This window comes from Cupriavidus sp. F041 (assembly GCF_057814235.1).
The window spans coordinates 2,030,844-2,050,535 of sequence record NZ_JBVASY010000002.1; the positions used below are offsets into that span (position 1 = coordinate 2,030,844).

Sequence of the window (19,692 nt, forward strand, 5' to 3'; positions counted from 1 at the left end):
ATCGTCGTGGCTTGGTTCGCGGGTCGTGCTTGTTCAGTCGGCGCGGATGTGCGCGGCCGTGATCACCTTGCCGTAGCGGGCGGTCTCCTCGCGGATGTAGGCAGCGAAGGCTTCGCGGTAGTAGCCCACCGGCTCGGCCCCGCTGCGCAGCAAGGTTTGTTGCACCGCCGGCTCGGCCACGATGCGCTCGATCTCGCTGGCCAGCCGCTCGACCACGGCGGGCGGCGTGGCGGCGGGCGCCACCAGGCCGACCCAGGCCGACATCTCGATGCCGCCGAAGCCAAGCTCCGCCGTGGTCGGCACATCGGGCATCACCGCCGAGCGCTTCGCGTTCATCACGGCAAGCGCGCGCAGCTTGCCTGCCGCGATCTGCGGCAGGCCGGTGAAGGCGGGCTCGAAGGTCATCGACACCTCGTTGGCCATCACGGCGGCCTTGGCCGGCGCGCTGCCCTTGTATGGCACGTGCAGCACGTCGATCCCGGCGCGCGCCTTCAGCATCTCGCCGGCGAGATGCGCGGTCGAGCCGTTGCCATACGATGCATAGCTCAAGCTGCCTGGCTTGGCGCGGGACAGTTGCACCAGTTCGTCCATGGTCCTGGCGGGCACCGCAGGATTCACCACGATCACGCTCGGCGCGGTGGCGACCAGCGCGATCGGCGCGAAACTCCGGGCGGGGTCATAAGGCAGCTTCGGGTACAGCCAGGGATTGATGGTCAGCGTGGTATTGGTGGCCGCCAGCAGCGTATAACCATCGGCGCTGGCTCCTGCGACCTGCTCCGCGCCGACGATGGTGGCTGCCCCGGGCCGGTTTTCCACCACCACTGGCTGGCCAAGCCGCTCGCCAAGGCGCAGGCCGATCACGCGCGCCACGACGTCCGTCATGCCGCCGGCCGCATAGGGCACGACGATGCGAATGGGCTGGCGCGGATAGGCTTGCGCGGCGGCCTTGGTAACCGTCATCACGGTCAGCAATGGGGCGATGAGCAAGACGACGAGGGTCTTCGGATTCACGGCTGTCTCCCTGGTTCTTTTTATTGCGCGCCGCTGGCCGCGGAAGGCCGCCGCGGGTGGGTGCGCAAGAACCATTCTCAAACTCGTGAGTTTTCTCGTCCAATATCGTTTTTTGCGCTATTTATATCGGTATTGAATCAATCACCCTGGGCTTCCATGGACCTTCGACAGTTGCGTTACTTCGTTGCCGTCGCGGAGGAACTGCATTTCGGCCGGGCTGCCGAGCGCCTTGCCATCACCCAGCCGCCGCTGAGCTTCAACATCCGCCAGCTGGAAGACTCGCTCGGCTTCGCGCTGCTGCGGCGCAGCACGCGCGAGGTCGCGCTAACGCCCGCCGGGCGGGTGATGTACCAGGAAGCGGTGAAGATCCTTGCCCTGGCGCGCGATGCGCAGGGCCTGGCGAGCCGGGCTGCCAAGGGCGAAACCGGCGCGGTGCACGTAGCCTTTGTCGGCTCGGCCATGCTGACGAAGCTGGCCGCGGCGATTCGTGCGTTCGCACAAGAGCGGCCGGGGGTGGAGGTGGTGGTGCACGAGCTGAACAGCTTCGAGCAGATCGAGGCGCTGCAGCGCGGCCTGATCGATATCGGCATCGCGCATCCGCGCGTCATCCCGGCCGGACTGGCGTCCCGCGTGCTCTATGCCGAACGGTTTATCTGCGTGCTGCCGTCGGATCATCCGCTTGCGGCGCAGGCGCAAGTCGATCTGCGGCAATTGCGCCTGGAAGATTTTGTCCTGTTCCCGCGCCATTTCGCGCCGGAGTACTACGACAAGATCGTCGCCCTCTGCATGGGCGCCGGCTTTACGCCCAGCATCCGCCATGAAGTGCGCCATATGCTGACGATCGCTACGCTGGTATCGCAGAACTTCGGCGTTTCGCTGGTGCCCGCGTCGGTGGCGCTGGTGCAGTTGCCCAACCTGGCCTGCCGGCCACTGGCAAGGCCGGGCCGGGCCTCCGAACTGCATGGCGTCTGGCGCGCGGACGAGCAGGCGCCGGCCGTGCTGGCATTGCTTGCCGCGCTGGATGCGGATGCGGATGGGGAAACGCGGCCTTAGGCGGCCGCCGTCCCGTTTATGCCTCGGGCTTCGTCAAGCGCCGGCCGAGGATGACAAGATCACGCTCCACGCCGTCGAGCACCGCCACGCGCGGCAGGTTGCCCCAGCGTTCGAAGCCGAGCGAGGCGAACAGTCCCAGGCTGGGCGCGTTGTGGCCGAAGATGAAGCCCAGCAGGGTGTTGACCCCGATCTGCGGCGCATGCGCGATGGCCTGCTGCAGCAGGAAGCGTCCCAGGCCCTGTCCCCGGCGGCTGGCGTCGAGATAGATCGAGACTTCCGCGGTGGCGCCGTAAGCCGGGCGCCCATAGAAGTCGGAAAAACTGAGCCAGCCGGCCATCGTCCCTTCCCTGTCCTCCGCCACCCACAGCGGCCGGCGCCCGGGCTTGTGTTCATCGAACCAGGCCTGGCGCGATGCTACCGTGACCGGCTCGGTGTCCGCCGTGACCATGCGCGACGCCACGGTGCTGTTGTAGATGTCGACGATGGCGGCGAGGTCGCGCTGCGCCGCGACCCGGACGGAAAAATCGGAATCACTCATTTTGAAATTCTTCTAAAACAATAACTTGAATAACAAAGTTAAGGTCAACTACAAAGTCTGGGTGGGCTTGACCGATTCGATCGTCTTGCCCAGGATCTCTTCCACCGCACGGCGCAGGTTGTGGCCCATATCGTCATCCGGCAAGTGAATCCCGATGCCCGGTGTCTTGTGCGGCGTGCCGACGGGCGTGATCCATGCCACCTGGCCCGCGATCTGGTACTTCTGCGGCCGGTCGAGCAGCGACAGCACCAGGAACACCTGCTCGCCCAGCCGGAAGGGCCGGTTGCTCGGGACAAAGATCCCGCCGCGCTGCAGGAACGGCATGTAGGCGGCATAGAGCCCCGCCTGGTCCTTGATCGAAAGCGAAAGCACGTTCGGCCGGGAGGATGCGCCGGGAACTGTCGGCGCTCCAATTCCGCCTGCGGCGCCAGGAACGGTCGGCGCCCCAATTCCAGCTGCGGCGCCGGGAACGCTGGCGCCCCGTGCCCCTGTCACTTCTGTGTTCATGACTGACCCCTTGCTCACTCTATGGCCTTCAGGCCTTATTGGACTTATTGGACTTATTGCAACTACCTATCTGACCGCTCCGGCTTATTGGAACAACTGCCGGTACTCCAGAAACACGGACTCCATGACAAGCCGCGCCGCCAGCGGGTGATTCTCGCTGCGGCGATGGTTCAGCAGCCGCGCCGAGAAGGCCTGCAGCCGGTGCGCATCTGTGGCCTGCGCGCAGCGCGCCAGGCCCGCCTGCTCGCGCGGGAAATAGCGCGGAACCGGGGCGGCCGTCAGGCACGCCGACAGCAGATCGTACGTCCAGCGCTGCAAGATGCCAAGCACCGACGGCACCGGCATCTTCTGGACCTGTTCGGCTGCCGCCAGCGCATCGAAGCCGGCGCCGGCGCCGAGCTGGCTCACCAGCCAGCGCTGCATCGGCTGCTCCTCCGCTTCGGCGGCGTGCAGCGCGGTCAGTGGCGAGCCGCCGGCCAGCGCCAGTTGGGCCTCGGCATCGCCCACGCCCTGGCTGCCGAGCCAGGCCATGGCGTCGGCGGCGCTGGGCCGCTGCACGGAGAACTGGCGGCAGCGCGACAAGATAGTGGGCAGCACCCGGTCCAGGCGGTCGGTCACCAGCAGGAACACGGTCGACGGCGGCGGCTCTTCCAGCGTCTTGAGCAAGGCATTTGCGCCCTCGCTTTGCAACGCATCGAGCGGATAGACAACCACCAGGCGCAGGCCGGCACGGTGCGTGCCGATACCCACTGTATCGATCAGCGCCCGCACCTGTTCCATGCGGATCACCTTGCTGGGCGTCTTCTTCTTGCCGCTCTCGTCGGTCTCGGCGTCGCCCGCGGCCTCCATGGCTTCCGGGCGCACCACGCTGAAATCCGGATGATTGCCCTGGCTGAACCAGTGGCAGGCAGGGCATGTGCCGCAGGGCTGGCCATCGGGCCGCGGGGTTTCGCACAGCAGCCCCTGGGCGAAATGCAACGCCAGGTCGCGCTTGCCGATGCCTTGCTGGCCGTGAATCAGCAAGGCATGCGGGAGCCGCTCGCGCAGCGCGTTCAGCCGTTGCCAGTCTTCTTTCTGCCAGGGATAAAGCATGCGAATCAGTGAGTTAGGGTTGAAACTTCGAGTGACTACTCAGATTGAGAGTGCAATGACTTGCGGCGGCCGCCGCAAGGTCCACCACTATCACAATCTGCAAATAATGGTGTCAATTCAAAGTGTTGCCAGGATTGTCTCAAGTTCCACCTGAATCCCGGCAATGGTCCGGGTGGCGTCGATGACCCGGAAGCGCTGCGGGGATTCGGCCGCGCGCCGCAGGTACTCCTGCCGGGTGCGGTCGAAAAAGGCACGCGACTCGGCCTCGAACTTGTCTGGCTCGCGGGCACCGGCCAGCCGGGCGCTGGCGGTTTCCAGCGGCACGTCGAACAACAGCGTGAGGTCCGGCTGCAAGCCGTCCTGGACCCACGCCTCAAGCACTTCGAGGCGCGCGCGCGGCAAGCCCCGGCCCCCGCCCTGGTAGGCAAAGGTGGCGTCGGTGAAGCGGTCGGATACGACCCAGTCGCCGCGCGCCAGGGCCGGCTCGATGACTTCGGCAATATGTTCGCGGCGAGCGGCGAACATCAGCAAGGCCTCGGTTTCGAGGTGCATCTTGCGGTGCAGCAGCAGTTGCCGCAGGTCCTCGCCAAGCGGCGTGCCACCCGGCTCTCGGGTGGTGACGACGGCGGCATTGCCGGCCAAGCGGGCGCGCAGGCGCTCCGCCACCCACTCCACGTGGGTGCTCTTGCCGGCACCGTCGATGCCTTCGAATGTGATGAATTTTCCGCGCATGGAGAGACTTATTTGCCGCGCTGGTATTTGTCTACCGCGCGGTTGTGTTCGGGAAGCGAGTTGGAGAAATGGCTGCTGCCGTCGCCACGCGCCACGAAATACAGCGCATCGGACGGCGCCGGCGCGGTGGCCGCAGCCAGCGAAGCCAACCCGGGCAAGGCGATCGGGGTGGGCGGCAGGCCGTTACGCGTATAGGTATTGTAAGGGGTGTCGGTCTGCAGGTCGCGCTTGCGGATATTGCCGTCGAACCCTTCGCCCAGGCCATAGATCACGGTCGGGTCGGTCTGCAGCATCATGCCCTTCTTGAGCCGGTTGACGAACACGGCGGCAATCAGCGGACGCTCGGCCGGCTGGCCGGTTTCCTTCTCCACGATGGAAGCCATGATCAACGCGTCATAGGGCGACTTGTATGGCAGGTCGGGCGCCCGGGCGTTCCAGGCATCCGTCAGGCGGCGCTGCATCGCGCGGTAAGCATGGCGGTACAGTTCCAGGTCGCTGCTGTCGCGCGCAAACAGGTAGGTATCGGGGAAGAACATGCCCTCTGGGGCCGGCTCGGGCGCGCCGATCGCCTTCATCAGCTCTGCATCCGACAAGCCGCGGCTATCGTGCTTGAGCGCCGGGTGCGCATCCACGACGGCGCGCATCTTGCGAAATTCCCAGCCCTCGATCACGGTCAGCACATAGTGGTTGACCTCGCCCCGGGCGATCTTGCCGATCACCGACAGCGGCGTGGCGCTGCTGTCGAACTCGTAGCCGCCGGCCTTGAGGTCGGCGCTGTGGCCGGTAAGCCGCACCAGCAAGGCAAACAGGCGCGGATCCATGCGCACGCCGCCGCGCTCGATCTGGCGGCCGACGCTGGCCACGCTGGAATTGGGCTTGATCACCACCTCGATCGGCGAGGCCGACAACTGGAGCGGACGATTGGCCCACCAGGCAAAGGCACCGGCGGCGGCAATCGTGAAAACCACGGCGACCAGGGTCAGTCGCAGGAAAATACGTTTCATGTAGGGCAGGTAGTGGTGGCGCATCATGCGCCCCGGCAACGCCGGCCGCGCGCTGCGTCAATTGCGCAGGGTGCCGGCTGAAATGGCGACAGCCTCATATAATACCGGGAGCCTTGCACCGCCACGAGCACGCCCCATATGCCGGAGATCAGCCGGACAGCGGCGCCCCGGCCCGGCGGGCCCCGGTTTGCGCCATACACCGTGCCATTTACCGTACGATTTACCGCGCCTTTTGCTGTCACATTCACTGTAATCCGCCGGCGTTTGTAGCTTTGTAGCCTTTGTGCCTTTTGTTGGCGTTTGCGCCTTCCATCCGGCGCTGCCCAGCGCCCTCTTGCTTGCGATACCTGCCATGAATTCCCCTACCCCAGACCTCGCCACCCAGTTCGAAACCGTGCGCCAGAGCGGAGTCGTCTGCCGGCCCGCGCAGCTGGGCCTGATCCGGGTTGCCGGCGACGACGCCGGCAGTTTCCTGCACACCCAGCTCACCAACGCCGTCGACGATCTCGCCACCGGCACCGCGCGCGTGGCCGGCTATTGCTCGCCCAAGGGCCGGCTGCTCGCCAGTTTCCTGATGTGGCGGGACGAAGAAGGCATCGTGCTGCAACTGTCGGCGGACCTGCAGCCCGCCATCCAGAAGCGCCTGTCGATGTTCGTGCTGCGCGCCAAGGCGCGCCTGTCCGATCTGACGCCTGCCCGCGCCGTGCTGGCCGTAGCCGGCGCCGGCGGCGCCGCGGCACTGCAGGCTGCCGGCCTGCCCGCCCCCGCCGAGCCGTGGTCGACGGGGGCAGCGGCTGCCGCCACCGTGATCCGGCTCCCCGATGGCGCCGGCCTGCCGCGCTGGCAGGTGGTGCTTCCGGCCGAGCAGGCAGCGCAGGTGCAGGCCGCGCTGTCGGCGCAACTGCTGCCGGCGGACTCGGCATTGTGGGACTGGCTGGAGGTGCAGGCCGGCGTGCCGCGCATCGCGCTCGCCACGCAGGAGCAATTCGTGCCGCAGATGATCAACCTGGAACTGGTCGGCGGCGTGAGTTTTCGCAAGGGCTGCTATCCGGGCCAGGAAATCGTGGCGCGCAGCCAGTACCGGGGTACGCTCAAGCGCCGCATGTGGCTGATCCACGGCGAAGGCGAAGTGCCGGCCGCGGCCACCGAGATCTTCCGCCCCGAGGATCCCGAACAGCCCTGCGGCATGGTGGTCAATGCCGCCGCCGCGCCGCAAGGCGGCTGGGACGGCCTGGCCGAACTCAAGATCGATGCCGCCGGTGGCGCCCTGCACCTGGGTAGCGCCAGCGGCAGCCCGGTGCGCGTGGGCGAACTGCCCTACGCGGTACCCTTCGGCGACGCAGCCTGAACCGCCAGCCCCGCGCAGGAGACTGTCATGAGCGATCACCTCTACGTCTATTTCCGGGTGCCGGAAGCCCTGGCCGATGCCGCGCTGCCGCATTGGCATCGCTGGATGGAGACCGTTGCCGAAGCCGGCGGAATTGGTGGTACGCTCTTACGCAGACCCGAAACGCGCGACGGCATGCAGACCTGGATGGAGGCCTATGCCGACGTGCCGCCTGCCTTCGATCTGCTCCTTGATGGCCTTTGGCGGCAGAGCGGGCTGCAGGATTTCATCAGCGGCGAAAGGCAGGTCGAGCGCTTTGTCGACCTGGACCAGCTCTGATGGCGGCAGCGGCAGGATCACCGCGCGGTGGTGCCGCGAAAGATGAAACCGTAGTCGTAGTGATTGCAGTCGAAGCGGCAATCGCAGTGAACGCAGGAAAGGAAGCGTTATGTGCCTGATTCTGGTGGCCTGGCAATCGCACCCGGACTATGCCCTGGTGGTGGCCGGCAACCGCGACGAATTCTACGCACGCCCGGCTGCGCCCGTGCATTGGTGGGAAGATGCGCCCAATGTGCTGGCCGGCCGCGACCTGGCGGAAGTGATCGGCGAGCCGGGCACCTGGATGGGCCTGGCCGGCGACGGCCGCTTTGCCGCCCTGACCAACTACCGCGCACCGTCCGAGAAACGCACCGATGCCCGCTCGCGCGGCGAACTGGTGGCCGGCTTCCTGCGTGGCGACGGCGCCCCCCAGTCCTACCTGGCCGGACTGCAACCTCGCGCCGGCGCCTATAACGGCTTCAACCTCCTGGCGTGCGACCTGCGCGAACTCTGGTGGTACAGCAACCGCGGCGCGGCGCCGCATCCGCAGCGCCTCAAGCCCGGGCTCTATGGCCTGTCCAACGCCTTGCTGGATACGCCCTGGCCCAAGGTGCGCAGCCGCGTCGGCGCGCTCGCCGAAGCCGTGGCAGCCGACACCGGCCAGCCGGGGGCCAGCGCCGAACCCTATTTTGATCTGCTGGCCAATGATCGCCAGGCACTGGATTTCGAGCTGCCCAGCACCGGCGTGACGCCGGAGTGGGAGAAGCTGCTGTCTTCGGCCTTCATCCGCTCGCCTAGCTATGGGACCCGCGCCAGCACGGTACTGCGCGTGCGCCACGATGGTCGCTTCGAACTCAGCGAGCGCAGTTTCGACACCAACGGCCGTACCGGCGAGGTGTCATATCGCGGCCACCTGCGGGTTGCCCGCGACGCCGACTCGGTGCAGGCACCCCGTTAAGGTGCCCGTCAAGGCGACTCAGCGCAGCGCTCAGTACTGACCGGCCACCAGCCCTAGCGGACGCAGCGCCACATTCAGCGCGCGGATGGCGCCCGGGTCGTTGCGCACGGCGAGCAGCCAGGCGTCCTCGAAATGCCCGATCTCCAGCAACTGCATCCCGTGCGGCGCAAGCTCGCGATTGACGTGCGCCAGGTAGAGGGCCGCCGGCTCCATATCGAAATCGTTGTCGTCGCCGCCCAGCGGAATCCCGTCCTCGTCGTAGAGATCGTCGACATCGATGGCCGACACCCCCGCCGCGCGCAGCGTAGCAAGCCGTGCCACGGCTTGCGCGCCCAGCGTGCTGAACTCCCGCCAGTCGACTTGCACCAGGCAATGTTCCGCCAGCCAGGGGTTTAACCAGGCCGACAGCAAATCTTCGCCGGCAGGCGGATCTCCGGCGGGCGCAGCGGCCAGATCGAGGGCAGGCGTGGCATCGGCCAGGGACTGCAGCAGGCGGGAACGGATTTCAGACATAAGCGGGATAAAGACAACCAGATAACGGCAAAAACAAAGACCGCGATGGTACTGCGCGTACGGCGGGATGCAAGTTCTGCCGGGCTTCAGGCCGCTGCCGCCAGCCGGGCGGCGGGCGTCCCCAGCTCTATCCCCCCGGCCGGCCGGAAGCGGCCCCGCTTAACCCAGCCGCTTGCGCATTTCCACGTGAGGGATGCCGGCTTCCTCGAATTCCTCGCCAACTTGCTCGAAGCCCACGCGCGCATAGAACGGCGCCGCGTAGCTTTGGGCATTGAGCACCAGTTCGGGATAGCCAAGCTCGGCGGCCTTGGCCATCAATGCGTCCAGCACCATGGCGCCGACACCGCTGCCGCGCGCCGCCTTGAGCACCGCCATGCGGCCGATATGGCCATCCGGCAGCAGGCGGCCCGTGGCCAGCGCGCTGCCATCCTCGGCCAGCGCCAGCGCATGCCAGCTCGGCTCATCCCATTCGTCCCATTCCAGTTCCACCGGCACGCCCTGCTCTTCGACGAAAACGGCATAGCGGATGGAGCGCGCGGTTTCGCGGACTTCGGACCAGGGGGCGAGGCGGATGGTGATCGTCATGATGGCTCGGATGCGGAAAAGGCAAGGATACGGGCGGGCCGTCATGATACTCCGCTGGCGGCTCGCCGCCGGTTGCCGCACTGCAGCAAGGCTGACGCGTAGGGGTAATTCCCGATCTGCACGCATCCCCGCAAATTTGTATGATGACCGTATTACCTAATCACCTGAGCGCCCCGTGTTCCAGAAAGTCCCGGCCCGAGCCCTGACAGATACCGTTGCTGAACAACTGCTGGAGAAGATCGAAGGCGGTGCCTTTGCGCGCGGCGCGAAGCTCCCCACCGAGGCGGTGCTTTCCGAAGAATTCGGCGTGAGCCGCACGGTCATCCGCGAAGCCATCGCCCGGCTGCGTCACGAAGGCGTGGTGGAGTCGCGCCAGGGCAGCGGCGTCTTCGTCACCGAGCAGGCTGGCATCCGGCCGCTGCGGATCGATTACACCGATGTGGCCACGCTCGAATCCGTGCTGCACATCGTCGAACTGCGCCGCGCCATCGAGGCTGAGGTAGCGGCACAGGCGGCGCGCGACCGCACGGACGCCAGCATGATGGCCATCGATGCCGCACTGGCCCGCATCGACGCCGAGGAAGCCGCCGGCGGCGACGGCGTGGCCGCCGACGTGGCCTTTCACCGGACCATCGCCGAGGCTACCGGCAATCCTTTCTTCCTCAAGACGCTGGCTTTCCTGAGCCAGTACCTGGAAACCGCAACTCGCGTGACCCGTACCAACGAGGCGCGCCGCTCGGACTTCTCGCGCCAGGTGCGCGAGGAACACCAGGCCATCGCTGCCGCCATCCGTGCCGGCGACGCGCTGGCCGCGCGCAACGCGGCCCAGACCCATATGTACAACGCGGCGCGGCGCCTGTCCCTGGGTGGACAGCCCGGCACCGCAGCCGACCTTGCCGACGCGCCCGCGCGCGGCCCGTCCCACTGATCACCGCCCTCCCGGCAGGAGTCTTCATGAGCAAATCAATTGGCGTCATCGGCCTCGGCGCGATGGGCAACGGCGTAGCGCACAGCCTGCTGCGCGCCGGATTCAAGGTACACGCGTGCGACCTGCGGCCCGAAGTGCTGCAGCGCTTTGCCGACGCCGGCGGCATCCCTTGCGCCAGTCCGGCCGAACTGGGCGGGCAATGCGATGTGGTAGTGACGCTGGTGGTCAACGCCGCGCAAACCGAGGCCGTGCTGTTTGGCGAGCAAGGCGCGGCAGGCAGCCTGCGCCCCGGCACGCTGGTGATCGCCAGCGCCACGGTGCCGCCGAGCTTTGCGCAGGCACTGGGCAAGCGCCTGGGCGAGCGCGGCATCCTGCTGCTGGACGCGCCGGTCTCCGGCGGTGCCGCCCGCGCCGCCAGCGGCGAAATGACCATGATGACTTCCGGGCCGGCCGAAGCCTACGCGCTCGCCGAGGACGTGCTGGCCGCGATGGCCGGCAAGGTCTACCGCCTGGGCGACGCGCATGGCGCGGGCTCCAAGGTCAAGATCATCAACCAGTTGCTGGCCGGCGTGCATATCGCCGCGGCAGCCGAAGCGATGGCGCTGGGCCTGCGCGAGGGCGTGGATGCCGAGGCCCTGTACGAGGTCATCACCAACAGCGCGGGCAACTCCTGGATGTTCGAGAACCGCGTGCCCCACATCCTGGCGGGCGACTACACGCCGCTGTCGGCGGTAGACATCTTCGTCAAGGATCTCGGCCTGGTGCTCGATACCGCGCGCGCCAGCAAATTCCCGCTGCCCCTGTCGGCCGCGGCGCACCAGATGTTCATGATGGCGTCCAGCGCCGGGCACGGCGGCGAAGACGATTCCGCCGTGATCAAGGTGTTCCCCGGCATCGACCTGCCGGCGAAGAAGGCCGACTGAGGAAGCCAGCATGACCACACAGAACGAATCCCCGCGCGCCCTGCTCGGCTGTATCGCCGATGACTTCACCGGCGCCACCGACCTGGCCAATACGCTGGTGCGAAACGGCATGCGCACGGTGCAGACCATCGGCGTACCGGCCGGCGGTAAAGCGCTGCCCGGCGTGGAGCATGCCGATGCGCTGGTGGTAGCGCTGAAGTCGCGCACCATCCCGGCGGCCGAAGCGATCGCACAGTCGCTGGATGCATTGCGCTGGCTGCAGGCACAGGGCTGCCGCCAGTTCTTCTTCAAATACTGCTCCACCTTCGACTCCACGGACGCAGGCAATATCGGCCCGGTGGCCGAGGCGCTGCTGGCGGCGCTGGGCAGCGACTTCACCATCGCCTGCCCGGCGTTTCCCGAGAACGGCCGCACCATCTTCCGCGGCCACCTGTTCGTGGGCGATGTGCTGCTCAACGAGTCGGGCATGGAGCACCACCCGCTCACGCCAATGCATGACGCCAACCTGGTGCGCGTGCTGCAGCGGCAAAGCCAGGGCCAGGTTGGCCTGCTGCGCTACGACGCCGTTGCGCGCGGCAGCGCGGCCGCCCGGCAAGCCATTGCAGCGTTGCGCGGCGACGGCGTGCGCCTGGCCATTGCCGACGCCGTCAGCGATGCCGACCTGCATACGCTTGGCGAAGCCTGTGCCGAACTGCCGCTGCTCACCGGCGGCTCCGGCCTGGCGCTCGGCCTGCCTGCCAATTTCCGCCGCGCCGGCCTGCTGCCGGCGCGCACGGACGCCGATCGCGTCGCCCCGGTTGCCGGCCCTGCCGTGGTGCTGGCCGGCAGCGCGTCCAGGGCAACCAATGCCCAGGTGGCCCGGTGGCTGGAGCAACAACGCCCGGCGCTACGCATCGACCCGCTAGCGCTGGCAGAAGGCGCGCCGCTGGTGGAGCAGGCACTCGGGCTGATCGCCTCGCATGCGGAGCCGGTGCTGGTCTACGCGACCACCACGCCCGAAGCGGTCAAGGCCGCGCAGGCCGCGCTCGGCGTGGAACGTGCCGGCCATCTGGTAGAGCAGGCGCTGGCCGCCATCGCCGCCGCCCTGAAGGCCCGCGGCATGCGCCGCTTTGTGGTGGCAGGCGGCGAAACCTCCGGCGCGGTGGTGCAGGCGCTGGGCGTGCAAGCGCTGCGCATCGGCACGCAGATCGCGCCGGGCGTGCCCGCCACCGTCACGCTGGAGGCCCAACCGCTGGCGCTGGCCCTCAAATCCGGCAATTTCGGCGGCGTCGACTTCTTCGACGAAGCGCTGCGCCAGCTCGGAGGTGAAGCATGAGCACCGAAGCCAGCCTGCGCGAAGAAATCTGCCGCATCGGCGCCAGTCTCTACCAGCGTGGCTACACCGTAGGCAGCGCCGGCAATATCAGCGCACGCATGGACGACGGCTGGCTGATCACGCCGACCGACGCCTGCCTCGGCATGCTGGACCCCGCCGCCATTGCCAAGGTGGACAGCGGCGGCAACTGGGTGGCGGGCGACAAGCCGTCCAAGACGCTCACCCTGCACCGCGCCATCTACGACAACAACCCGCAGGCGCACGGCGTGGTGCACACGCACTCCACCCACCTGGTAGCGCTGAGCCTGGCGGGCGCCTGGCAAGCGGACGATGTGCTGCCGCCGATCACGCCCTACTACGTGATGAAGGTGGGGCATATCCCGCTGATTCCCTACCACCGGCCGGGTGACCCGGCGGTGGCGGCGCGCGTCGCCCGGCTTGCCGCCGAAGTGCGCGGCGTGCTGCTCGCGCGCCTTGGCCCGGTGATGTGGGAGACCACCGTCTCGCGCGCGGCGTTCGCGCTCGAGGAACTCGAAGAAACCGCCAGGCTCTGGCTGATGTTGAAGGATAAGCCCGACCCGCTCGACGAGCATGCCCTGGCCGAACTGCGCGATACCTTCAAGGCGCGCTGGTAAGCAGAGCACAACCACAACCACAACCACAACCATAAGCAAAACAGAACGGCCCGGCCGCACGCCCCGATTCCCCCCTCGGGCCGCGGCAAGGGCAGCGTTCGCCCTCGGCTTGCCGATCCGGACCGGATCCAGGCCGGCATCAAGCCGAAACAACGGAGACAACCATGAATACTTCCACCCAGGCCGCGCTGACCGGCGCCGGCCAAGACATCGACCGGGGCATCGACCGGGACATCGAAAAGCGCGCCTACAGCAAGGTGTTCTGGCGCATCATGCCCTTCCTGATGCTGTGCTACGTGATCGCCTACCTGGACCGCGTCAACGTGGGCTTCGCCAAGTTGCAGATGGCGCAGGACCTGGCCTTCTCCGAGACCGTATTCGGCCTCGGCGCCGGACTGTTTTTCATCGGCTACTTCCTGTTCGAGGTGCCCAGCAACCTGCTGATGCACAAGCTGGGCGCGCGCATCTGGATTGCGCGGATCATGATCACGTGGGGCATCATTTCGGCGCTGTTCGTATTCGTGAAGACGCCGGCCACCTTCTACATCATGCGCTTCCTGCTCGGCCTGGCCGAAGCGGGGTTCTATCCCGGCGTGATCCTCTACCTGACCTACTGGTACCCCGCCAACCGGCGCGCCAAGATGATCGCGCTGTTCATGTCGGGCATCCCGGTGGCCGGCATGTTCGGCAACCCCTTGTCGGGCTTCATCATGGACGCCTTCCATGACTACGGCGGCATGCGCGGCTGGCAATGGATGTTCCTGCTCGAAGCCTTGCCCGCGCTGCTGATCGGCGTGATCACGGTGTTCGTGCTCAAGAACGGCATCGACCAGGCACCCTGGCTGGATGCCGACGAGAAGCGCGTGCTCAAGCGCAATATCGAGGAAGACTCGCGCCAGGCCAATGCCTCGGGCACCGGCCACTCGCTGCGCGCGGTGTTCTCGGATCGCCGCGTGTGGTGGATGTGCCTGATCTACTTCTGCTTCGTCACCGGACAATACGCGCTGACCTTCTGGATGCCCACCCTGGTCAAGACCAGCGGCGTGAAAGGCAACCTCAATATCGGCCTGCTCAGCGCCATTCCCTTTGTCTGCGCCATCGTGGTGATGAACTTCCTGGGCCACAGCGCCGACGCCCGCCGCGAGCGCCGCTGGCACCTGATCGTGCCGGCGCTGATGGGCGCGGTGGGCTTTGCCATTGCCGCCTCGTTTACCCACAATACGGTGGTGGCCATCGCCGCGCTGTCCCTGGCCGCCGCCGGCGTGCTGACCTGTGCCCCGCTGTTCTGGTCGCTGCCCACCGCCTTCCTTTCGGGCCTGGCCGCCGCCTCCGGCATTGCAGTGGTCAATTCGGTGGGCAACCTCGCGGGCTTTGTGGCACCGTACATGGTGGGCTACCTGACCGACCTCACCCATAGCACGCAGTCGAGCATGTATGTGCTGTCGGCCATGCTGGTGCTTGGCGCCGGGCTGGTCTGGCTCACGCCGGCCAGGCTGGTCAACCGCTAAGCCAAGAAACAAGAACCAAGAACCACCCCTTCTCCTGGAGCACCGCATGCCGCGCTTTGCCGCCAACCTGTCGATGATGTACACCGAGCACGCCTTCCTGGACCGCTTCGCCGCCGCGGCGGCGGACGGTTTCAAGGCGGTGGAGTATCTCTTCCCCTATGAACATCCCGCCGCCGAGATCCGGGCTCGCCTCGATGCCAACGGGCTGACCCAGGCCCTGTTCAACGCGCCGCCGGGCGACTGGAACGCCGGAGAGCGCGGCATGGCGGCGCTGCCGGGACGCGAGGCCGGGTTTCGCGAGGCCTTCGCCCGCGCGCTGGAATACGCGGCCGTGATCGGCAATGACAAGGTCCATGTGATGGCCGGCCTGGTGCCCGCCGGCGCCGATCGCGCGCGCCATCGTGCCTGCTACCTGGAGAACCTGGCGCACGCCGCCCGTGCCGCTGCCGCGCAAGGCATCACGGTGCTGGTCGAGCCCATCAACGCCCGCGATATGCCCGGTTATTTCCTCAACCGCCAGGACGACGGCCAGGCCATCTGCAAGGAAGTCGGGGCGGCCAACCTGAAGGTGCAGTTCGACTGCTACCACTGCCAGATCGTGGAAGGCGACCTCACCGTCAAGCTCAAGCGCGACTTTGCCGGCATCGGGCATATCCAGATTGCCGGCGTGCCCGAGCGGCACGAGCCGGATCTGGGCGAACTGAACTATCCGTACCTGTTCGATGTGATCGACGCGCTTGGCTACGACGGCTGGATCGGCTGCGAGTACCGGCCGCGCGCCGGCACCTCGGCGGGGCTGGGCTGGCTCAAGCCTTACCTGAAGGGCTAAGCGCCCGCTTGCGGCCCGAACCAATCAACTGGAAGACAACTGGAAGATCAAGATGCATGTACTGATCACCGGCGGCGCCGGCTTTCTCGGCCTGCAACTGGCCCGCCTGCTGCTCAAGCGCGGCACCCTGGACATCGACGGCAAGCCGGCCGCCATCGAAGGCCTGACCCTGCTCGACGTGGTGGCCCCGCCCCCGCTCGACGACGCACGCGTGCGCGTGGTCACGGGCGACCTGTCCGACCCCGCGGTGCTGGCGCAGGCCGTCGATGCCCGTACCGGCGCGGTGTTCCACCTGGCAGCCGTTGTCAGCGGCCAGGCGGAAGCGGATTTTGAGCTGGGCATGCGCGTCAATCTCGACGCCGCCCGTGCGCTGCTGGAAACCTGCCGCGCGCTGGGCCATCGGCCGCGTGTGGTGTTCACCAGTTCGGTCGCCGTGTATGGCGGCACCCTGCCCGCCGTGGTGCAGGACGATACCGCGCTCAACCCGCAATCCTCATACGGCGCGCAAAAGGCGATTGGCGAGCTGCTGCTGTCGGATTACAGCCGGCGTGGCTTTGTCGACGGGCGCGTGCTGCGGCTGCCGACCATCAGCGTACGGCCGGGCAAGCCCAATGCCGCCGCATCGTCGTTCGCCAGCGGGATCATTCGCGAGCCGCTGGCTGGAGAGGCGGCCACTTGCCCGGTTGCGCCGGACACGCCGCTGTGGCTGCTGTCGCCGCGCGGGGCCATCGCTGCGCTGGTGCGCGGCATGGAGATCGATGGCCTTGGTTTCGGCGAGCGCCGGACCGTGAACCTGCCGGGGCTGTCGGTGACGCCCAGGGAGATGGTGGCAGCGTTGCGGCGCGTGGCCGGCGATGCCGTGGCGGATCGGGTGAGCTGGGAGCGCGAGGCGCGTATCGAGAATATCGTTGGCACCTGGCCTGCCGCGTGGAATACGGAGCGGGCGCTGGCGCTGGGGTTCCAGGGAGACGCGGATTTCGATGCGGTGATCCGGGCCTACATGGAGGATGCCGGTATCGCGGTGCGCTGAGTTTCCAGGCGCATTTTCGATGCAGCGCTGGCTTGCACGCAGGCCAGCGCCGCCGCTTACGAGACCATCGGGCCGCCGGGAGGCAGCCGGCTCAGGCGTCCGGTTTCACGACTTCATAAGCCGTGATCGTTTCCCGTACCGGCCCGGGAACCGGCGCCGATTTCTTCGTGGCCGGATCCGCGCACACATAGACGATCTCGCCGGTGATCAGGTGCTCGTCGCCACGATACATCTCCACGCGGAACAACATGCTGGAGCGGCCCAGGCGTGCGATACGCCCCCGGATTTCCAGCATGTCGTCGAAGCGCGCGGACGCGTGATACTCGAGCGTGGACTTCACCACGAAGATATCCACGCCATGCGCGTGCAGCACGTCCTCCGGATAGCGGATTCCCAGCGCACGCCAGTACTCCGTCACGCAGATATCGCAGTAGGTCAGGTAGTGCGCGTTGAAGACGATCGACTGCGGATCGACCTCGGCCCAGCGCACGCGCAGCGGCATGCTGTGACGGAAATCTTCCTTTGCCATGACGGCGTTCCTCTTGATTGCCGGCCGAAAACCGGCCCGATATGAAAACGGCGCCAGCCCCTGACAGGGCGGCGCCGGCTCAATGCAGGCTATGCCCTGCTTATTGCGGCTTGTTCAGCCCCAGCTTGTCGATAATGGCCTTTTCCTTCTTGACCGTATCCGCCGCAAACCTGGCATATTGCTCGCTGCTCATGTAGTAAGGCTCCATGTCGAACTTGGCCAGCGCATCGCGGTAGTTCTGCATTTCCATGGCCTTCTTGAAGCCGTCATGCAGCTTCTTGACGATCTTCGGGTCGGTGCCCTTGGGCGCCACCACGCCGAACGGCGAGGTCTGCACGATGCCCAGGCCCAGTTCCTTGAGCGTCGGCACATTGGGGAAGCGCGCCGAGCGCTTCTCGCCCCAGGTCGACAGCAGGCGCAGCTTGCCCGATTCCACATACGGTGCCCAGGCCGGGGTATCGGCCACCGACATCACGTGACCGCCCAGCAGGGCCTGCATGGATTCCGAGTTGCCCTTGTACGGGATATGCGAGAACTGCACGTTCTGCTTCATGGCCAGCTCTTCCATGGTCAGGTGCAGCGTGGTCATCGAACCCGGCGAGCCGTAGGTCAGCTTGCCCGGGTTGGCCTTCGCATAGGCAATGTATTCCTTCATGGTCTTGATCGGCGAATCCGCCGGGACCACCAGGCCGAACGAGTAGCCGGCCAGGTTGATCACGTAGGACAGGTCCTTGACCGGGTCCCAGTTGATCTTGGTGGTGTACGGCAGGCGGTAGACCGGCATCGCTACCTGCGCCAGCGTGTAGCCGTCAGGCTGGGTCGACTGCATCAGCTGGGCGGGCAGCACGCCGCCCGCTCCCGGCTTGTTCTCGATGATCACCGGCTGGCCGAAGATCTTGGAAGCGTTTTCCGCCAGCACGCGGAACGGCAGGTCGGTGGAGCCGCCAGCGGTATAGCCGATGATCAGGCGGATCGGTCGTTGCGGGAAATTGTCCGCCTGCGCCAGGGCCGGCGCGCTGGCCAGGCCGAGGGTTGCCGCGGTGGCGGCGAGCGCGCCCGCATGGGCGAGGAATTGGCGGCGATGCATGAGTCTCTGTCTCCTGTTGCTATTGCAATTGCTACTACTACAAGTACAAATAATGCACTACTGGTAAAACCATCAAAATCGGGGGTTCTGCGACCGCTTCGATCCGGCTGCCGGCGGCGTCCGGCGAGCCGCGCTCATCCGCCGTCGAAGGCGATGCGCAAGGCAGCGACCGCGTCGGCATGCGCGCCGGCCACCGCCGGGACGAAGCGTCCCAGCTTGAAGAAATCGTGGATCATGCCCGGGTAGTCGGCCAGGTGCGCCGGCACGCCCGCGGCGCGCAGCTTGGCCGCGTAGGCCACGCCTTCGTCGTGCAGCGGATCGTAGCCGGCCACGGCGATCCAGGCGGGGCAGCAACCGTGCACATCGGCGCCCTGGCCGCCGCCATCGAGCGGGGCGAAGCGCCAGTCGTCGCGGCTGGCTTCGCTGTCCAGGTATTGCGCGAAAAACCACTGGATCATCGGCGCCGTCAGCAAATAGCCCTCGGCCAGCGCGCGGTGCGACGGCGTGTCCTGGCGGGCGCACGTGCCGGGGTAGATCAGCATCTGCAGCACCGGCGCCAGGCCGAGATCGCGTGCGCGCACCGCGCAGGCGCTGGCCAGCGTGCCCCCCGCGCTGTCGCCTCCCAGGGCGATGCGGCTGGCGTCGGCACCCAGGCGCGCGGCCTCGTCGAACACCCACTGCATCACGTCGAAGGCATCATTCGCCGCGTGGGGGAATTTCCACTGCGGGCCCAGGCGGTAGTCCACCGACAGCACCATGCAATCCGCCTGCGCGCACAGCAACCGGCACAGCGGATCATGCGAATTGACGCTGCCCACCGTGAAGCCGCCGCCGTGGAAATACAGCAGCAGCGGCAGCGGCTCGGTCCAGTTGGCCTCGCGCGGCGCGTACAGGCGCACCGGGATATCGTAGCCATCGCGCGCGGCCACACTCAGGTTTTCCACGCTGTGCACGGGCTGCGGCGCGATATCCATGATGGGCGCGCTCTTCTCGTAGGCGATCTTGGCGTCGGCCGGATCCAGTTCGTGGATGGATGGGCGCTTGACCCGTCCGATCAGCTCCAGCAGTGCCGCCACCTGCGGGTCGAGCGGGGCCGGCGGCATGCCGGACATGGCAGGCGCGGGCTGGGCGGACGCGGAGGCAGACGGAACAGCGGACATGAAAGACGGTCAGAGTAGTGGCAGCGAACCTTCGGCAAACCGAAGCGCCGGCCGCTCTGGCATGCCGGATGTTCGAATTGTGAACGATCGTTCGATTTTAGTATGATTCC

22 protein-coding genes are annotated in these 19,692 nt (G+C 66.9%); 11 read left to right on the top strand and 11 right to left on the bottom strand.

Annotated features, from left to right (window positions below):
* Positions 1-33 precede the first annotated feature (33 nt).
* A complete protein-coding gene (locus ACZY0R_RS26630; RefSeq protein ID WP_488862586.1) occupies positions 34-1,011 on the bottom strand; it encodes a Bug family tripartite tricarboxylate transporter substrate binding protein in 978 nt (325 codons plus the stop codon).
* A 156-nt stretch (positions 1,012-1,167) separates the two neighbouring features.
* Between ACZY0R_RS26630 and ACZY0R_RS26635 the strand changes: the two genes are divergently transcribed.
* On the top strand, positions 1,168-2,064 hold the full coding sequence (locus ACZY0R_RS26635) for a LysR family transcriptional regulator (protein WP_488862588.1): 897 nt from the start codon (positions 1,168-1,170) through the stop codon (positions 2,062-2,064).
* A 16-nt stretch (positions 2,065-2,080) separates the two neighbouring features.
* On the opposite strand, the gene ACZY0R_RS26640 is transcribed toward ACZY0R_RS26635, so the two are convergent.
* From ACZY0R_RS26640 to mltG, 5 genes are all read right to left on the bottom strand, one after another.
* Positions 2,081-2,602 carry a GNAT family N-acetyltransferase gene (locus ACZY0R_RS26640; RefSeq protein WP_488862590.1) on the bottom strand — a complete coding sequence of 174 codons (522 nt, stop codon included), beginning with the start codon at positions 2,600-2,602 and terminating at the stop codon, positions 2,081-2,083.
* 48 nt (positions 2,603-2,650) lie between these two features.
* Entirely contained in the window at positions 2,651-3,109 is a 459-nt protein-coding gene (locus ACZY0R_RS26645) for a PilZ domain-containing protein (RefSeq protein WP_488862592.1), read from the bottom strand.
* A gap of 84 nt (positions 3,110-3,193) precedes the next feature.
* Entirely contained in the window at positions 3,194-4,201 is a 1,008-nt protein-coding gene (locus ACZY0R_RS26650; RefSeq protein WP_488862594.1) for a DNA polymerase III subunit delta', read from the bottom strand.
* Positions 4,202-4,318: 117 nt separating this feature from the next.
* Positions 4,319-4,933, bottom strand: a complete 615-nt coding sequence (tmk, locus tag ACZY0R_RS26655) for a dTMP kinase (protein WP_488862596.1) — start codon at positions 4,931-4,933, stop codon at positions 4,319-4,321.
* A gap of 8 nt (positions 4,934-4,941) precedes the next feature.
* Entirely contained in the window at positions 4,942-5,937 is a 996-nt protein-coding gene (gene mltG, locus ACZY0R_RS26660) for an endolytic transglycosylase MltG (protein WP_045236379.1), read from the bottom strand.
* Positions 5,938-6,289: 352 nt separating this feature from the next.
* Here mltG and ygfZ point away from each other — a divergent pair, with 352 nt between their 5' ends.
* The 3 genes from ygfZ to ACZY0R_RS26675 all read left to right on the top strand — a co-directional run bounded on the left by ygfZ (position 6,290) and on the right by ACZY0R_RS26675 (position 8,540).
* A complete protein-coding gene (gene ygfZ, locus ACZY0R_RS26665) occupies positions 6,290-7,285 on the top strand; it encodes a CAF17-like 4Fe-4S cluster assembly/insertion protein YgfZ (protein ID WP_488862598.1) in 996 nt (331 codons plus the stop codon).
* A gap of 27 nt (positions 7,286-7,312) precedes the next feature.
* Positions 7,313-7,603 (top strand): DUF4936 family protein, encoded by a 291-nt coding sequence (locus ACZY0R_RS26670; RefSeq protein WP_035867655.1) that lies wholly within the window; start codon positions 7,313-7,315, stop codon positions 7,601-7,603.
* A gap of 109 nt (positions 7,604-7,712) precedes the next feature.
* A complete protein-coding gene (locus ACZY0R_RS26675; RefSeq protein ID WP_045236355.1) occupies positions 7,713-8,540 on the top strand; it encodes an NRDE family protein in 828 nt (275 codons plus the stop codon).
* A 30-nt stretch (positions 8,541-8,570) separates the two neighbouring features.
* Here the strand turns inward: ACZY0R_RS26675 and ACZY0R_RS26680 are convergent, their stop codons facing one another.
* Positions 8,571-9,053 carry a hypothetical protein gene (locus tag ACZY0R_RS26680; protein WP_488862601.1) on the bottom strand — a complete coding sequence of 161 codons (483 nt, stop codon included), beginning with the start codon at positions 9,051-9,053 and terminating at the stop codon, positions 8,571-8,573.
* Positions 9,054-9,212: 159 nt separating this feature from the next.
* Positions 9,213-9,638, bottom strand: coding sequence for a GNAT family N-acetyltransferase (locus ACZY0R_RS26685; RefSeq protein WP_488862603.1), 426 nt, complete (start codon positions 9,636-9,638; stop codon positions 9,213-9,215).
* A 175-nt stretch (positions 9,639-9,813) separates the two neighbouring features.
* Between ACZY0R_RS26685 and ACZY0R_RS26690 the strand changes: the two genes are divergently transcribed.
* The 7 genes from ACZY0R_RS26690 to denD all read left to right on the top strand — a co-directional run bounded on the left by ACZY0R_RS26690 (position 9,814) and on the right by denD (position 16,806).
* Positions 9,814-10,566, top strand: coding sequence for a FadR/GntR family transcriptional regulator (locus ACZY0R_RS26690; RefSeq protein WP_045236351.1), 753 nt, complete (start codon positions 9,814-9,816; stop codon positions 10,564-10,566).
* 26 nt (positions 10,567-10,592) lie between these two features.
* On the top strand, positions 10,593-11,489 hold the full coding sequence (gene ltnD, locus ACZY0R_RS26695; RefSeq protein ID WP_488862605.1) for an L-threonate dehydrogenase: 897 nt from the start codon (positions 10,593-10,595) through the stop codon (positions 11,487-11,489).
* Positions 11,490-11,499: 10 nt separating this feature from the next.
* On the top strand, positions 11,500-12,804 hold the full coding sequence (otnK, locus tag ACZY0R_RS26700; protein WP_488862607.1) for a 3-oxo-tetronate kinase: 1,305 nt from the start codon (positions 11,500-11,502) through the stop codon (positions 12,802-12,804).
* Positions 12,801-13,439 carry a 3-oxo-tetronate 4-phosphate decarboxylase gene (gene otnC, locus ACZY0R_RS26705; protein ID WP_035867671.1) on the top strand — a complete coding sequence of 213 codons (639 nt, stop codon included), beginning with the start codon at positions 12,801-12,803 and terminating at the stop codon, positions 13,437-13,439. Before otnK ends, otnC begins: the two co-directional genes overlap by 4 nt.
* A gap of 164 nt (positions 13,440-13,603) precedes the next feature.
* Complete coding sequence (locus ACZY0R_RS26710) at positions 13,604-14,947, top strand: MFS transporter (protein ID WP_488862610.1); 1,344 nt, start codon at positions 13,604-13,606, stop codon at positions 14,945-14,947.
* Between the two features lie 46 nt (positions 14,948-14,993).
* Positions 14,994-15,776 carry a 2-oxo-tetronate isomerase gene (gene otnI, locus ACZY0R_RS26715; RefSeq protein WP_488862612.1) on the top strand — a complete coding sequence of 261 codons (783 nt, stop codon included), beginning with the start codon at positions 14,994-14,996 and terminating at the stop codon, positions 15,774-15,776.
* A gap of 52 nt (positions 15,777-15,828) precedes the next feature.
* A complete protein-coding gene (denD, locus tag ACZY0R_RS26720) occupies positions 15,829-16,806 on the top strand; it encodes a D-erythronate dehydrogenase (RefSeq protein WP_488862614.1) in 978 nt (325 codons plus the stop codon).
* 91 nt (positions 16,807-16,897) lie between these two features.
* On the opposite strand, the gene ACZY0R_RS26725 is transcribed toward denD, so the two are convergent.
* The 3 genes from ACZY0R_RS26725 to ACZY0R_RS26735 all read right to left on the bottom strand — a co-directional run bounded on the left by ACZY0R_RS26725 (position 16,898) and on the right by ACZY0R_RS26735 (position 19,582).
* Complete coding sequence (locus tag ACZY0R_RS26725) at positions 16,898-17,335, bottom strand: YbgC/FadM family acyl-CoA thioesterase (protein WP_447429628.1); 438 nt, start codon at positions 17,333-17,335, stop codon at positions 16,898-16,900.
* A gap of 100 nt (positions 17,336-17,435) precedes the next feature.
* Entirely contained in the window at positions 17,436-18,422 is a 987-nt protein-coding gene (locus ACZY0R_RS26730; protein WP_488862616.1) for a tripartite tricarboxylate transporter substrate binding protein, read from the bottom strand.
* A gap of 134 nt (positions 18,423-18,556) precedes the next feature.
* A complete protein-coding gene (locus ACZY0R_RS26735; RefSeq protein ID WP_488862618.1) occupies positions 18,557-19,582 on the bottom strand; it encodes an alpha/beta hydrolase in 1,026 nt (341 codons plus the stop codon).
* Positions 19,583-19,692 lie beyond the last annotated feature (110 nt).